14 protein-coding genes are annotated in these 13,622 nt (G+C 65.1%); 4 read left to right on the forward strand and 10 right to left on the reverse strand.

Annotated features, from left to right (window positions below):
- Positions 1–76: 76 nt before the first annotated feature.
- The 7 genes from CLM73_RS17180 to CLM73_RS17210 all read right to left on the reverse strand — a co-directional run bounded on the left by CLM73_RS17180 (position 77) and on the right by CLM73_RS17210 (position 7,059).
- Positions 77–1,422 (reverse strand): IS3 family transposase gene (locus CLM73_RS17180; RefSeq protein WP_234015658.1). Its coding sequence is split into 2 segments (ribosomal slippage): positions 77–978 and positions 978–1,422, totalling 1,347 coding nucleotides; the frame shifts between segments, so codons are not numbered across the junction.
- An 87-nt stretch (positions 1,423–1,509) separates the two neighbouring features.
- Positions 1,510–2,622: an NADH:flavin oxidoreductase/NADH oxidase gene (locus CLM73_RS17185; protein WP_105239460.1), complete on the reverse strand. Its 1,113-nt coding sequence runs from the start codon at positions 2,620–2,622 to the stop codon at positions 1,510–1,512.
- 94 nt (positions 2,623–2,716) lie between these two features.
- Positions 2,717–3,487 (reverse strand): ectoine/hydroxyectoine ABC transporter ATP-binding protein EhuA, encoded by a 771-nt coding sequence (gene ehuA, locus CLM73_RS17190; protein ID WP_105239461.1) that lies wholly within the window; start codon positions 3,485–3,487, stop codon positions 2,717–2,719.
- Positions 3,484–4,155, reverse strand: a complete 672-nt coding sequence (gene ehuD / locus CLM73_RS17195; protein WP_105239462.1) for an ectoine/hydroxyectoine ABC transporter permease subunit EhuD — start codon at positions 4,153–4,155, stop codon at positions 3,484–3,486. The genes ehuA and ehuD overlap by 4 nt, the downstream gene beginning before the upstream one ends.
- Positions 4,152–4,805, reverse strand: a complete 654-nt coding sequence (ehuC, locus tag CLM73_RS17200; protein ID WP_105239463.1) for an ectoine/hydroxyectoine ABC transporter permease subunit EhuC — start codon at positions 4,803–4,805, stop codon at positions 4,152–4,154. Before ehuC ends, ehuD begins: the two co-directional genes overlap by 4 nt.
- Positions 4,806–4,814: 9 nt before the next feature.
- The gene (ehuB, locus tag CLM73_RS17205) at positions 4,815–5,726 is read right to left on the reverse strand and encodes an ectoine/hydroxyectoine ABC transporter substrate-binding protein EhuB (protein WP_105239464.1); all 912 of its coding nucleotides are present in this window, start codon (positions 5,724–5,726) and stop codon (positions 4,815–4,817) included.
- Between the two features lie 178 nt (positions 5,727–5,904).
- Positions 5,905–7,059: an ABC transporter substrate-binding protein gene (locus tag CLM73_RS17210; protein ID WP_105239465.1), complete on the reverse strand. Its 1,155-nt coding sequence runs from the start codon at positions 7,057–7,059 to the stop codon at positions 5,905–5,907.
- Positions 7,060–7,351: 292 nt separating this feature from the next.
- Here CLM73_RS17210 and CLM73_RS17215 point away from each other — a divergent pair, with 292 nt between their 5' ends.
- A complete protein-coding gene (locus tag CLM73_RS17215) occupies positions 7,352–7,777 on the forward strand; it encodes an OsmC family protein (RefSeq protein ID WP_105239466.1) in 426 nt (141 codons plus the stop codon).
- Between the two features lie 130 nt (positions 7,778–7,907).
- Positions 7,908–9,197: an Nramp family divalent metal transporter gene (locus CLM73_RS17220; protein ID WP_105239467.1), complete on the forward strand. Its 1,290-nt coding sequence runs from the start codon at positions 7,908–7,910 to the stop codon at positions 9,195–9,197.
- Between the two features lie 76 nt (positions 9,198–9,273).
- Here the strand turns inward: CLM73_RS17220 and CLM73_RS17225 are convergent, their stop codons facing one another.
- A complete protein-coding gene (locus tag CLM73_RS17225; protein WP_105239468.1) occupies positions 9,274–9,495 on the reverse strand; it encodes an XRE family transcriptional regulator in 222 nt (73 codons plus the stop codon).
- Between the two features lie 172 nt (positions 9,496–9,667).
- Complete coding sequence (locus CLM73_RS17230) at positions 9,668–10,312, reverse strand: TetR/AcrR family transcriptional regulator (RefSeq protein ID WP_105239469.1); 645 nt, start codon at positions 10,310–10,312, stop codon at positions 9,668–9,670.
- A 127-nt stretch (positions 10,313–10,439) separates the two neighbouring features.
- On the opposite strand from CLM73_RS17230, the gene CLM73_RS17235 reads away from it, so the two are divergent.
- A complete protein-coding gene (locus tag CLM73_RS17235; protein ID WP_105239470.1) occupies positions 10,440–11,723 on the forward strand; it encodes an MFS transporter in 1,284 nt (427 codons plus the stop codon).
- A gap of 35 nt (positions 11,724–11,758) precedes the next feature.
- Here the strand turns inward: CLM73_RS17235 and CLM73_RS17240 are convergent, their stop codons facing one another.
- Entirely contained in the window at positions 11,759–12,463 is a 705-nt protein-coding gene (locus CLM73_RS17240; protein ID WP_105239471.1) for a GntR family transcriptional regulator, read from the reverse strand.
- Positions 12,464–12,591: 128 nt separating this feature from the next.
- On the opposite strand from CLM73_RS17240, the gene CLM73_RS17245 reads away from it, so the two are divergent.
- Complete coding sequence (locus tag CLM73_RS17245; RefSeq protein WP_105239472.1) at positions 12,592–13,587, forward strand: Bug family tripartite tricarboxylate transporter substrate binding protein; 996 nt, start codon at positions 12,592–12,594, stop codon at positions 13,585–13,587.
- Positions 13,588–13,622 lie beyond the last annotated feature (35 nt).

The raw sequence follows: 13,622 nt of genomic DNA on the forward strand, positions 1-13,622 counted from the left end.
GGCTGGCGACGGCCGAAGCTGTGTGCAAAAAAACGCCGCAATCTGAACTGACCCCCAGAAGTTGGACGGTCAGAAGCTAAAGCCCGAAGGCCTGAGCTCGGTATTGCACCGGGCTCAGGCCTTTTAGCTTGAGCTTGATGCGATCGTGATTGTAGTAACGGATGTACTGCCTGATGCCGATCTGCAACTGCTCGATGCTCTCGAAGCGGTTCAGGTGGAAGAACTCAGCCTTCAACGTACCGAAGAAGCTCTCCATGGCTGCATTGTCCAGGCAGTTGCCCTTGCGTGACATGCTTTGCGTTACTGACCGGGCTACGAGCATGTGTCGGTATGCGGGTTGCTGGTACTGCCAACCTTGGTCGGAGTGCAGGACAGGTCGGTCCGCCGGGCGTAGCCGAGCCAGCGCCTTTTTCAGCATGTTGCCCACGAGCTTGAACACCGGTCGCCGGCTGGTCTCGTAAGCCACGATCTCGCCGTTGTACAGGTCCATCACCGGCGACAGGTACAACTTCTCCCCGCGCACGTTGAACTCGGTCACGTCGGTAACCCACTTCTCGTGCGGCTGCGCCGCCTCGAAGTCACGCGCTAACACATTGGCCACCACGTGATGTGACTGGCCTCGGTATGACCGATACTTCTTGGCGCGCACAAGCGACTTCAAGCCCAATGCCTGCATCAGTTTCTGCACCGTTTTGTGGTTCACCAGATCACCCGCCTGGCGCAACACCGCCGTGATACGGCGATAGCCGTAGCGGCCTTTATGACGCGCGAAGGTCGCGCCGATACGTTGCTTTAGCTCAGCGTACGGGTCTGCGGCGTCCAGCATCTTCAGGTGGTAGTAGAACGTGCTGCGTGACAGCTCGGCCACACGCAGCAGTCGTTCCAGCGGATGCTTATGCCTCAATCCTTGGACCACTTGCGCTTTCCAACGAGCGCTTTGGTCTTTTCCGCTTCGATCAAGGCATCGAGCTTTTTTAGGTAGTCCAACTCCGCTCGCAGGTTCGCAACTTCCTCGAGAAGCTCTTCTTTAGTCATGTCCTTGGACACGGGCTCCGGGGGGTATTTGTGGGGCATGCTTGCTCCTGGACGCTTGCGCGCCAACGCCTCTATACCCCCAGCATCATACTGGGCGCGCCACTTCCCAATATGACCTGAACTGCGGATCCCCAGCAGTGTCGCGGCCTGGATGTCGGACAGCCCTTGGTCGCGGATCTTGCGCAACACCGACTGCTTGAAGGCTGCGCTATACGTCCCAGACTGCCGGCGAAGACCCGCCAAGCCATGTACGCGATAGCTCTCGACCCATCCGCTGACCAGCGAATGGTGCAGTTCGTGGCGCGCCGCCACCGAACGACCACTCTCAGTGCCCTTCAAACACTCCCGCACCACCTTTAACTTGAACTGCTCGTTGTACTTCGCCATATAAAAACCCCCGAAGGTTGGATCAATGTCCAACTTTCGGGGGTCAGTTCAAATCGCGGCGTTTTTCATTGGCCTTGCCTGACTGCCTTAACGCTGCCCGAAGCGCGTCTCGCCAAACAACGCCTTCAACTCGCGCGGCTGCGACCGCCAGTATTGCTTCGGCGCGCTGACCTGGCCGTCCAATTCGGCCGCTGCATGCCACGGCCAGCGCGGGTCGTACAGCATGCCGCGCGCGAGCGCGACCATGTCGGCCTTGCCCTGTGCGAGGATGTCTTCCGCCTGCTGGGCCTCGGTAATCAGCCCCACCGTGATGGTCGGCATGCCGATCCGGCGCTTGATCTCTTCGGCGAACGGGACCTGGTAATTCGGCCCCACCGGGATCTTCTGCTGCGGCGACACGCCGCCGCTGGACACGTCGATGAACTCACAGCCGCGTGCCTTCAGCGCCTCGGCGAACACCAAAGTCTGATCAAGATCCCAGCCGCCCTCCACCCAGTCGGTCGCCGACACGCGCACGCCCAGCGCCACGGACGGCGGTGTGATCTCCCGCAGCGCCTGGAAAATTTCCAGCGGAAAGCGCATGCGGTTTTCCAGGGATCCGCCGTACGCGTCGTCGCGCTGATTCGACAGGGGCGACAGGAACTGATGCAGCAGGTAGCCGTGCGCGGCGTGCACCTCGATGGCGTCAAAGCCCAGGCGCAGCGCACGGCGGGCGCTGTCGACAAACGCATTGCGAACGCGTTCAAGACCCGCGGCGTCCAGCGCATGCGGCGCGGGCTCGTGCGCGTTGTGCGGCACGGCCGACGGCGCCCAGCCCAGCCAGCCGCCGGCGCTTTCGGGCACCAGCTGGCCGCCGTTCCAGGGCGCATCGCTGGATGCCTTGCGGCCCGCGTGTCCCAATTGAATGCCCAGCTTGATGGGCGAGTAACGCCGCACGGCGGCGACCACCTTGCCCAGTGCGGCTTCGGTCTCGTCGGACCAGAGGCCCAGGTCCCCCGGCGAGATGCGGCCGTCGGCCTCGACCGCGGTGGCTTCGGTGAACAGCAACGCCGCGCCCGACAGCGCCAGGTGCCCCAAGTGGATCATGTGCCAGTCGGTGGCGCGGCCCTCTTCCGCCGAGTATTCGCACATGGGCGCGATGACGATGCGATTGGGCAATTCGACGTTGCCGATTGACGTGGGGCTGAACAGATGGCTCATGCAGGAGGCTCCGGGTGCGTTGGACGTCACAGCATAGCGCCCATGCATGCAAACGCCGCCAATCCCAACGCCTCCGGCAGGGTCAAGCCGGCAACTACTGCCCTTCAATCACCGAATCCAGGAACTGACGCGTGCGCGCCTCCTTGGGCTGGCTGAACAGCACCGACGATTCCGCGTCCTCGACGATGTTGCCCTGGTCGAAGAACAGCGTGCGGTCCGAGCTGCGTTCGGCGAATTTCATCTGGTGCGTGACGATGATCATCGTCATGCTACGGCGGGCGGACAGGTCGCGCAGGATCTGCAGGATCCCGCCGACCAGCTCCGGGTCCAGTGCGGACGTGACCTCATCGAACAGCATGACCTGCGGACACATCGCCAGCGCCCGCGCGATGCCGACCCGCTGCTTCTGCCCGCCCGACAGCTGCGCGGGATAGACGTCGAGCTTGTCGCCCAGCCCCACCATTTCCAGATACTCGACGGCGCGATCGCGCGCCTGGTCGCGCGGCATGCCCAGCACGTGCAGCGGCGCCTCCATGGCGTTGCCCAGCGCCGTCATGTGCGGGAACAGGTTGAAGTGCTGGAATACCATGCCGATCTTGCCGCGCACGTTGCGCAGGTGTTCGGAGTTAACGCCGGCGGGCCGGCCCTGCGCGTCGGTCCACATGGGTTCGCCGTCGATCTCGATCTCGCCGCTGGTGGGCGGGTCCAGCGTCATCAGCACGCGCAGCAACGTGGACTTGCCCGAGCCCGAAGGGCCGATGACGGCCACCGTCTGCCCGGCCGGAATCTCGAGGTTGATGCCGCGCAGGACTTCCACGTCTCCAAAACGCTTGTGCAGATTCTTGATGCTTACGCTGGCGCTCATCGCTTTCCTCCAAATCGTTGCAGGCGGGCCTCCAGGCCGCGCACGCCCCAGGCCGCGACCAGGCTCAGCGCCAGGAACAGCAGGCCCACCAGGGTCAGGGGTTCGGTGTACCGGAACGTTGCCGATCCGATCATCTTGCTTTGCTGCAGCAGCTCGACCACCGTGATGGCCGACAGCAGCGGGGTGTCCTTGAACATGGCCACCAGGTAGTTGCCCAGCGCGGGCACCACGGGCGGGATCGCCTGCGGCAGCACCACGCCCACAGCTGTGCGCCAGCGCGACATGTTCAATGCCGTGGCGGCTTCCCATTGGCCGCGCGGCACGGCCTCGATGCCGGCGCGATAGACCTCGGCGCAGTAGGTGGCATAGTGCAGGCCCAGCGCCACGATCCCCGTCATCAGCGGCGACATCTGCGCCCCCGTCAGCGGCAGGACGTAAAACAGGAAATACATCTGCACCAGCAGCGGCGTGCTGCGCACGAACTCGATGAAGAACGCCGTGGGCAGCGACACGATGCGCAGCCTGGAGCGGCGAAGCATCGCAAGCACCAAGCCCAGCGTGACCGCGACCAGCATGCCGAGCACGGTGGCCTGGATGGTGATGACGAGCGCCGAGCCCAGCGTGGGCAGGATTTCCAGTGCGAAAGACCAGTCGAATATCGGTGTCATCGGACTCGGACCCTCCGCTCAAGCAGGCGCACGCCCGCGGTGATCAGCAGCGCCACGCCGAAGTACATCAGCAGCATCAGCGTGAAGATCTCGGTCGTGCGCAGGGTTTCGCTGCGCAGCAACTGGCCGCGGAAGGTCAGGTCGGTGATGGTGATCAGCGACACCAGCGCGGTGTTCTTCAACAGCTCGATGAGCAGGTTGCCCGCCGGCGGCAACATGGCGGGCACCGCTTGCGGCAGCACGATGCGCTGCATGATCTGGCGCCGCGTCAGGTTCAGCGCCACGCCGGCTTCACGCTGACCGGGCGGAACGGCCCGGATGGCGCCGCGCACCACTTCCGCACCGTACGCGCCCGCGTTCAGCGCCAGCACCACGATGCCGACCAGCATGGCCGGCAACTGCACGCCAAACAGCGGCAGCACGAAGTAGAACCAGAAAAGCTGCACCAGGGCGGACGTGCCGCGAAAGACCTCGACGTAGACCGAGGCCGTCCAGCGCACCGGCCGCAGGGAAGACAGGCGCCCGATTCCGGACAGCAGCGCAAGCGGCACCGCCAGGACCACCGCGCCCGCCATGATCTGGAGCGTGACGGCCAGCCCCTCGAGCAGGGGCGGCACCAGCTCCGCGATATGTTCAGACATCAGCTGCATCGGCGCCCCTCACTGTCCGCTGCAGAGCTTGTCCGCGGTCACCCCTTGAGGCAGTTCCTCGGCGGTAAAGCCGAACGGCGCCACAAGCTTTTTGTGTTCGTCGGTGCCGATGAACTTGGCGAGCTCGGCATTGAAGGCGTCCGCAAAGGCCTTGTCGTCGGTGCGGAAAGCATAGGCGCCGTAGCCGCGCACGCCCTTGCCGTCGATGACCGGATCGGTAAACGGATCGGCCTTCTCCAGCCCGCTGCCCTCTTGCGTCTTGCCCATGAGGTCGTTGACGGTGAGCGCGGTGGCGGCATAGGCGTCGGCCCGGCCGGCCTGCACGCCGGACAGCGCGCTGACGGCATCCGGAAACACGACCACCTGGCCGGCCGGGATCTTGACCTTCTCGGCATACTCGCCTTCGATGGCGCCGACCACGACGCCCAGCTTGGCGTCCGGGTTCTTGAGCACGTCTTCGTAGCTATGGAGATTCTTGGGATTGCCCTGCTTGACCAGAAACGCTTCGCCGACGCCGTACGTCGGGTTGGAAAACGCGACCTGCTGGCAGCGGCTGGGCGTGACGTACATGCCGGCCGCGATGATGTCGAAGCGCTTGGCGGCCAGACCGGGGATCAGCGATCCGAACTCGGTCAGCACGCCTTCGACTTCGTTGACGCCCATGCGCTTGAGCACCACGCGGGCGATTTCCACGGATTCCCCGGTGACCTTGGCCTCTTTGCTATCCATGTACGCGAACGGCGCCTCGTTGGCGTAGCCGATGCGGATCTTGCCCGCCGCCTTGGCCGCCTCAAGGGTGCTGGCGTTGCTGGCGGCCGCGCCGCCCCCGGCCGCGGACTTGTCGCCGCCCGAATCCGAACATGCGGCGAGCACGCCCAGGCTCAGGGCCAGCAACAGTCGTCTGGATTGGATGAGGGTCATGAATTATTTCTCCCGAATTTATTTCTAGGTGCATGGCTTCACTAAAAATAATACGCTAAGAAATGATTCGGACACTAATGATATAGGCATGAAAAAGCAGGCCTAAGCCTGCTTTTGGCGTCCGTTGCCCTATGGAGCGTTAGGACACGTTACGAACGGTACAGAGATATGGCACCAATTATTCGGCGTAGGAAAAACGCCCATTCTTGACCGTACCCATCACGCGGGCGCGCTCGTCAAAGCCCTGGTGATTGTCCTTGGTGATGTTCAGGATGCCGTTGGGCACGACCAGATCACGGGTGTTCTCCAGCGCGTCGCGCAGCGCCAGGCGGAATTCCGGCGTGCCGGGCTTGGCGCCGGTTTTCAGGGCGCGCGACACGGCCGAGTCCAGCAGCATATACGCGCCGTAGGCGTCGCCAGCGAACTGCGTCAGCGTGTTCGGACCGTACTGCTGTTCATATTTGTCGGCGAATTCCACGGCCACCTTCTTGACCGGGTTGGAATCGGGCAGCTCACGCGCCACGACGCCGGGCCCCGTGGGGAACAGTGTCCCTTCCACGTCCTTGCCGCCCACCTGCAGGAACTCCAGCGTGCCGATGCCGTGCGTCTGGTAGACGGCGCCGGTGAAACCGCGCTCCAGCAGCGTCTTTTGCGGCAGCGCCGCCGGCGTGCCGGAGCCGGCAATCAGCACCGCGTCGGGCTTGGCGGCAATGACCTTTAGCACCTGCCCTACGACCGAGGCGTCGGTACGCTGGAAACGTTCCTGCGCCACGATCTTCAGGTCCGACCCGGCGGCGGCCGAAAACTCTTTCCACCAGCTATCGCCGTACGAATCCGCAAAGCCGATGAAGGCCACGTTCTTCAGGCCCTTTTTCTTCATGTCCTCGACCAGCACGGTCGCCATGAGCGAGTCGTTCTGCGGCATCTTGAAGGCCCAGGTGCGCTTGGGATCCGACTGCGGCTCGACGATGACGCTGGACGCCGCCAGCGCAATCATCGGCGTCTTGGTCTCGGCCAGCACGTCCAGTCCAGCCAATGCAGACGCCGTAATGTTGGGGCCGACGATGGCGTCGACCTTATCTTCGGACGTCAGCTTGCGCATGTTCTTGACCGCGCGGCTCACGTCCGTGCCGTCATCCAGCACCACGTAGCGCGCGGGTTCGCCGCCCAGGGTGTTGGGCCACAGCCGGATCGCGTTGTTGGTCTGGATGCCGATGGCGGCGGCGGGACCCGTGGTGGACACGTCCACGCCGATCACGATTTCGGCTTGAGCGGACAAGACAGGAACGGCCAGCGCGACAGCGCAGGCGTAGCGGGCAAGGATGCGAGGCATGACTACGGCTCTTGGGAAGAAGTGAAGGAGATGGCGCTATTTTGCCTGATGCGCCACGACCGCCTCTTGATGCGGCCGGCCCATTGCCATCGCCGGCATGCCTGGCGCGCGTGCAGGGCCGGCATGCCGTTACATCGGCTTGCCGTTGCGTACCGGCGTTTTCCGCGACGGCTGGGGTGGCGGGCCGTATCATCGACGGTGCCGCCTGAGGCAAGGCGCGCCGTCCGCGGGACGGCGCCTCTCCCACCCAGAACGCGCCGCGAGCGGCCGCGTTCCCACACAGGAGTCCTGTATGAAGAAAACCGCATCCGCCGCCTGGTCGGGCGATCTGAAGACTGGCAAAGGCACGATTTCCACGCAGAGCGGCGCGCTCAAGAGCCAACCCTACGGCTTCAATACCCGCTTCGGCGACACGCCGGGCACCAACCCCGAAGAGCTGCTGGGCGCCGCGCACGCCGGCTGCTTCACCATGGCGCTGTCCAACATCCTTTCCGAGGCCGGTCTGGTCGCGGACAGCCTGGACACCAAGGCCGAAGTCACGCTGGACAAGGTCGATGACGGCTTTTCCATCACCGCCGTCCACCTGACCGTCGAAGCCGTCATCCCGGGCGCGTCCGCCCAGGCCTTCGAAGAAGCCGCGCGCAAGGCCGAAAAGGGCTGCCCGGTTTCCAAGGTGCTGAACGCCAAGATCTCGATGGACGCCAAGCTCAAGTCTTGACGGGCGCACGGCCGATCCGGCTTCTGAACGGGGCCGGATCATTGGCACGCCCTATCCCGGGCGTGGCCAAAATCAATTTGACGGTACAACGTCGCCTCCGGACAATGAGAACCATTCTCAGGAGCGATGCATGACCGGATTCATCTATGCGATTTCAGGCGGCAATGCCGCCCTGGCGCAGGACGCGCGGATTTCCGCCAACCTGCGCCGCATGGTCGGGTCCGGCATTTTGGTCGCCGTCGGCTATATCGACCCGGGCAACTGGGCCACCGACATCGCCGGCGGCAGCGGCTTCGGCTATGGCCTGCTGATGGTGGTCATCACGTCGGCGTTTCTGGCCCTTGGCTTTCAGGTGCTCGTATCGCGCCTGGCGCTGGCAACCGGCCAGGATCTGGCCACCCTCACCGCCCGCCACCTTTCCCCACGTCTCGCCAAAGCCGCCTGGCTTGCCGGTGAGGCCGCCATCCTGGCGACCGCGCTGGCCGAACTGATCGGCGGCGCGATTGCGCTGCGGCTGCTGTTCAACCTGCCCCTCATCGCCGGTGTCGCCGTCACGGGCATCGGCACCTTTGCCGTGCTGTCCATGACGCGCGGCAATGCCGACCGGCATGAACGCGTGATCGCCCTGCTGCTGGCCGTGGTGGCGCTGTCGTTCGTGTTCTTGCTGTTCAAGGCCAATCCCGCCTGGACGGAAGTGGCGCACGGCGTGACCGAGACCGGCAAGGCGCTGCGCGATCCGCAGGGGTTCCTGATTGCGCTGGGGATTCTTGGCGCGACGCTCATGCCCCACAACCTGTACCTGCATTCCGGCACGCTGGCGCAGCGGGCGCAGGACCTGCCCGCGCAAGCGCGCGGCATGGCGATGCGCGTGGCGCGCAACGACACCATCGTGTCATTGGGCGTGGCGATGCTGATCAACGCGGCCATCATGATCGTGGCCGCGGCGTCGCTGTCCGGATCGGGCATGGTGGTGTCCAGTCTGGACGACGCGCACGCCGTCATCGGTCATACGCTGGGCATCGGGGCGGCCGTGGTGTTCGCCGTGGCGCTGTATGCCGCCGGGCAAAGCTCCACCATCACTGGCGTGCTGGCCGGCCGCATCCTGTCGCGGGGTTTCCAGGTGGGCAGCAACTGGTCGGACCGCCGCCGTGCACTCATGACGCGCGTGGTGGCGGGCGCCGCCGCGGTTGGCCTGCTGGCATTCACCGGCGGCAAGGATCCGGACGGGCTGCTCGTGCTGAGCCAGGTCATCCTGAGCCTGGCGTTGCCCTTCGCGCTGGGACCGCTGGTGGTGCTGGCGTGCCGCAAACCGTTGATGGGCGTGTATGTGCTGCGCGGCGCGTGGGCCTGGGCCGCCATCGGCGCCACGGTGGGCATCATCGTGCTGGACGGCTATCTGCTGCTGGACCTCGTCGCCTGACCGGGCCACGCCGCCCTTTGCATCGGACAAAAAAAACGCCAGCGATCAAAGCTGGCGTTTTTTCTGGCGGGGGACTTCAGTGGTAGGCGGAGACTACCGGGTGCTGACGGCGACCAGCGTCCATGTTGTGCAGGACCTCGCCGACGGCGCCGCCCAGTGCGGCCATACGCAGCTTCAGGCGCAACCAGCGCGAGCCTGCATGAGGACCGGACAGGGTTTCCGCCTTGATGGCCTCGCGGATCAGGGACCGCTCCAGCGCATCCGACATACGGGCATTTTTCAACGCGGTATCGCTCATGATTCTCTCCTTGAGAAAAGCGATGTGGAACAACGTGAAGCCATCTTAGATCCACGTATGCTGCGTTGCAATAAAAATAACAAACATTTTTTTCGGCGTTGCGCAATGGGGACAAACACCACCAAAACGGTGCGCGCCGCACAGGGTTACGCACCGCTTTTGTGCGGGCGCCCTAGCCCGTACGGCGGGGCAGATGCGCCTGGATCAGCTTGTCGGCCATCGCAGCCACCCGGCCCGCCGGTCCGCCTTCGCCAAAAATCTGGCTGGAGACGAATGCGCCTTCGATCAAAAGCAGCAGTCCGTCGGCCAGGGCTTCCGGATCCTCCGCCCCCATCCCGGCGGCCATGTCGTTCAGCCGGCGGCGCAGTTCGCGCTTGTGCTCGACGGCTACGGCGCGGGCGGGGTGTTCCGACTCCGGGTACTCGACTGCCGCGTTCGTCAGCCCGCAGCCCCGGTAGCCGTTCTGCACGGCGCGGCCGGCCATGCCGGTCAGATAGTCGAGCAGCTGGGCGCGCGGATCGCCCGGATGGGCGGCGCAGGCGGCGTCAAAACGCGCCCAGAATTCAGCGTCGTAGTCGCGCAGGTACGCGGCAGCCAGTTCGTCCTTCGAGGAAAAGCTGCGGTACAGGCTGGGTTTCGTCACGCCCGCCTGGGTGACGATGGCGTCCACGCCCACCGCGCGGATGCCGTCGCGGTAGAACATCTCGCGGGCGGTCTTGCGGATGCGGTCGGCCGCCAGGAGCGGCTTGGACGCGGGTTTGCCGGAGTTGCCGGTGTTGCCGGCATCACCGGCTGCGGCGGGATTCTTACTGGCCATGCTGGGCTCCTTTTCTGCGGGATGGCATCGATCAGCCCGCCCGAAAACAGGGTCGCCAAAAAGCGCTTGACGATGTTACTGACCGGTACGTACTATGCGCACACCTCAATACGTACCGGTCAGTAACATGAGTATAGCCCACCCTCCCTTTCCGTTCCGCCGCGCCGGCCAGAAGTACGCGTTCGTGGTCGTCGGCGTGATCTTCCTGTCACTGCTGGTCGCGGCCGGACTGCGATCTTCGCCCAGTGTGCTGCTGGTGCCACTGGAAGAAACGTTTGGCTGGAGCCGAAGCTCCATTTCGTTTGCCGCCGCACTGGGCATTTTTCTGTACGGATTGGTGGGCCCCTTTGCCGCCGCCGCAATGGAACGCTTTGGACTGCGGCGCGTGCTGATCACCGCGCTGATCCTGATGTCGGCCTCCAGCGCCGTTAGCGCGTACATGACGGAGCCCTGGCACCTGATCATGACCTGGGGCGTGTTCTCAGGCCTCAGCTCGGGCGCCGTGGCCATCGTGATGGGCGCCACCGTGGTCAACCGCTGGTTCGTCAAGCACCGCGGCCTGATGATGGGCCTGCTGACCGCCAGCGCCGCCACCGGCACGCTCGTATTCCTGCCGGTCCTGGCCGCGCTGGCGTCGTCCGGCGATTGGACTCGCGTGGTGTGGACCGTGGCGGCCGCCGCAGCCGCGCTGGTGCCGCTGGCGTGGTGGCTGGTGCCCGATCGCCCCTCCAGCGTGGGGCTCGTGCCGTTCGGCAGCGATCCGCTCGCCCCGCCCGCGCCCGCCGCGCCGCGCACGGGCATGGTGGCCGCCACGTTCGGCACGCTGGCGCGGGCGGCCAAGACCCGCACGTTCTGGTATCTGTTCGCCACCTTCTTCGTGTGCGGCTTCACCACGAACGGCCTGGTCGGCACGCACCTGATCGCGCTTTGCGGCGACCACGGCATGCCCGAGGTGCAGGCGGCCGGCTTGCTGGCCATGATGGGCATCTTTGACCTGCTCGGCACCACGGCATCCGGCTGGCTGACCGACCGCTACGACCCGCGCAAGCTGCTCTTCGTCTACTACGCGTTGCGCGGCCTCTCGCTGATGTACCTGCCCTACTCCGACTTCTCGTTCTACAGCCTGTCGATCTTTGCGATCTTCTTCGGCCTGGACTGGATCGCCACGGTGCCGCCGACGCTGCGCCTGACGACGGAAGCCTTCGGCGAGCGCGACGCGTCGATCGTCTTCGGGTGGATCGTGGCGGGCCATCAGATGGGCGCGGCCAGCGCCGCCTGGATGGCGGGCGCATTGCGCGAAGCCCAGGGCAATTACCAGATGGCCTTCGTGGTGTCGGGCGCGACGGGCATCATCGCCGCCGTGCTTGCCCTGATGATCGGCAGAAAGCGCGTGGTCGCGCAGCCCGCCTGATTCCCCACTGCATGGCGGCGCCCGCCGCCATGCCCTCAGGCCGCGCCGTTGCCGGTCCGGCCGCGCAGGTTGTAGGCCTTCTTGCCGCCGACGTGCTTGCGAATCAGCGCTTCGGCGCGTTCGCCATCGCGCGCCAACAGCGCTTGCACAAAGGCCTCGTGGTCGGCGACCGCCGTCGTCCACTCATCCAGGTCGAAATTGGATTTGTAGCGCAGGGCCTGCACCTGCAGGTTCAACCGGTCGTAGGAGTGTGACAACGCCGGATTGTGCGCGGCGCGATTGATCGCGATGTGGGTGCCCATGCTGGCCGCGAAGTACGCGCGGATGTCGCGTTTCTCATAGTTTTCAAGCATCTGCGCATGCAGGCGCGCGATCTGGGCCAGCTCCGCCTCGGACGCGCGCTCGGCGGCGCTGCGCACCGCCAGCCCTTCCAGCACGGACAGCACGTCGAAGATGTTTTCGATGTCTTCGGCGGACAGTTCGATCACCATCGCCCCGCGCTTGGGCTGCAAGGTCACCAGGCCATCCGAGGCCAGCATCCGGTACGCCTCACGCAGCGGCGTGCGGGAAATCTTGAGTTGATCGCACAGATCCCGTTCGTTCAGCCAGGTGCCCGGCTTGAGGGTGCCGTCGATGATCAATTGGCGAAGCCGTTCCGCCACGACCGCCGGCAAGGTGGGATGGTGGATGGCCAAATCGGGGACGGACACGTCGGCAATCAGGGGTTCAGGGTTAGCCATGGGTTGTTCATGCTCGCGACTTCGACTATTTTTGTATCTGGTATACCAAACACCAACGGCATACCAACCTGACCCAAATCATAGAGCAAGCAGCCCCTGGGCAGGCCTCATCCACCAAAGGAGACCCTATGAAAAAGCATGCTCGCGCCTGGATCGGCGTTCTGACGCTGGCCGCCGGACTCTCGGCCGCCAGCCCCGCCCTGGCGCAGGACTACTCGAAATGGCCGGAACGACCGATTCGTCTGGTCGTCGGGTTCGTCCCGGGCGGCGGCACCGACGTGTCGGCCCGGATTCTTTCCGCGCGCCTGTCTACCCTGCTCGGCCAGCAGGTGGTGGTCGAGAACAAGCCGGGCGCCTCCGGCCTGATCGCGGCCGATTACGTGGTGAAGGCCGACCCGGACGGCTACACGCTGCTTCTGGCCAACATGCAGTCCACCGTCGCCGCCCCGTATGTCGTGCAGTCCAACATCGACCCCAACAAGGATTTCACGGCGGTGCGTTACATCGGGTCGGTGCCCAACGTGCTGGTCGTGAACCCCACCAAGCATGCCTACACCACCGTGCAGAACCTGGTGGACGACGCCCGGGCCAAGCCCAAGCAACTGCTGTACGCCTCATCCGGCATGGGCAGCCCGCAGCACCTGAGCGCCGCGCGGTTCTCGCAGATTGCCGGCGTGTCGATGGAGCACGTGCCCTACAAAGGCAGCGGCCAGGCCATGACCGATCTCTTGGGCGGCAACGTGGACCTGAACTTCGACACGCTGCCCGGCGCGATCAACCAGATCCAGGCGGGCAAGCTGCGCCCGCTGGCCGTGACCAGCCCGCAACGCAGCAAGCGGCTGCCCGACGTCCCGACGCTGGCCGAATCCGGCATCAAGGGTCTGGACGTCGTGCAGTGGTACGCCGTCCTCGCGCCCGCCCAACTGCCCCGTCCGATCATGGACAAGCTGGATCGGGCGCTGGCCCAGACACTTGCCGATCCCGAGATCGCGGCGAAGCTGGCGGACCAGGGCATGGACCTGGGCGGCGGCCCGCAAACCCCCGCGGCCTTCGCGTCCTACGTGCGAGATGAATGGAGCAAGTACGGCAAGCTCACCGCCAGCCTGGGCCTGAAGAAGCAGTAAGCCTCCCCGGCCGCTGGCCCAACCCATCCGGCGGG

The sequence above is a fragment of the Achromobacter spanius genome (genome assembly GCF_002966795.1).
GTDB classification, from domain to species: Bacteria; Pseudomonadota; Gammaproteobacteria; order Burkholderiales; family Burkholderiaceae_B; genus Achromobacter; species Achromobacter spanius_D.

Coding starts and splice junctions, on each gene's coding strand:
- CLM73_RS17185 (WP_105239460.1), bottom strand. CDS start 2,622: ATGAGCCATCTGTTCAGCCCCACGTCAATCGGCAACGTCGAATTGCCC.
- ehuA (WP_105239461.1), bottom strand. CDS start 3,487: ATGAGCGCCAGCGTAAGCATCAAGAATCTGCACAAGCGTTTTGGAGAC.
- ehuD (WP_105239462.1), bottom strand. CDS start 4,155: ATGACACCGATATTCGACTGGTCTTTCGCACTGGAAATCCTGCCCACG.
- ehuC (WP_105239463.1), bottom strand. CDS start 4,805: ATGCAGCTGATGTCTGAACATATCGCGGAGCTGGTGCCGCCCCTGCTC.
- ehuB (WP_105239464.1), bottom strand. CDS start 5,726: ATGACCCTCATCCAATCCAGACGACTGTTGCTGGCCCTGAGCCTGGGC.
- CLM73_RS17210 (WP_105239465.1), bottom strand. CDS start 7,059: ATGCCTCGCATCCTTGCCCGCTACGCCTGCGCTGTCGCGCTGGCCGTT.
- CLM73_RS17215 (WP_105239466.1), top strand. CDS start 7,352: ATGAAGAAAACCGCATCCGCCGCCTGGTCGGGCGATCTGAAGACTGGC.
- CLM73_RS17220 (WP_105239467.1), top strand. CDS start 7,908: ATGACCGGATTCATCTATGCGATTTCAGGCGGCAATGCCGCCCTGGCG.
- CLM73_RS17225 (WP_105239468.1), bottom strand. CDS start 9,495: ATGAGCGATACCGCGTTGAAAAATGCCCGTATGTCGGATGCGCTGGAG.
- CLM73_RS17230 (WP_105239469.1), bottom strand. CDS start 10,312: ATGGCCAGTAAGAATCCCGCCGCAGCCGGTGATGCCGGCAACACCGGC.
- CLM73_RS17235 (WP_105239470.1), top strand. CDS start 10,440: ATGAGTATAGCCCACCCTCCCTTTCCGTTCCGCCGCGCCGGCCAGAAG.
- CLM73_RS17240 (WP_105239471.1), bottom strand. CDS start 12,463: ATGGCTAACCCTGAACCCCTGATTGCCGACGTGTCCGTCCCCGATTTG.
- CLM73_RS17245 (WP_105239472.1), top strand. CDS start 12,592: ATGAAAAAGCATGCTCGCGCCTGGATCGGCGTTCTGACGCTGGCCGCC.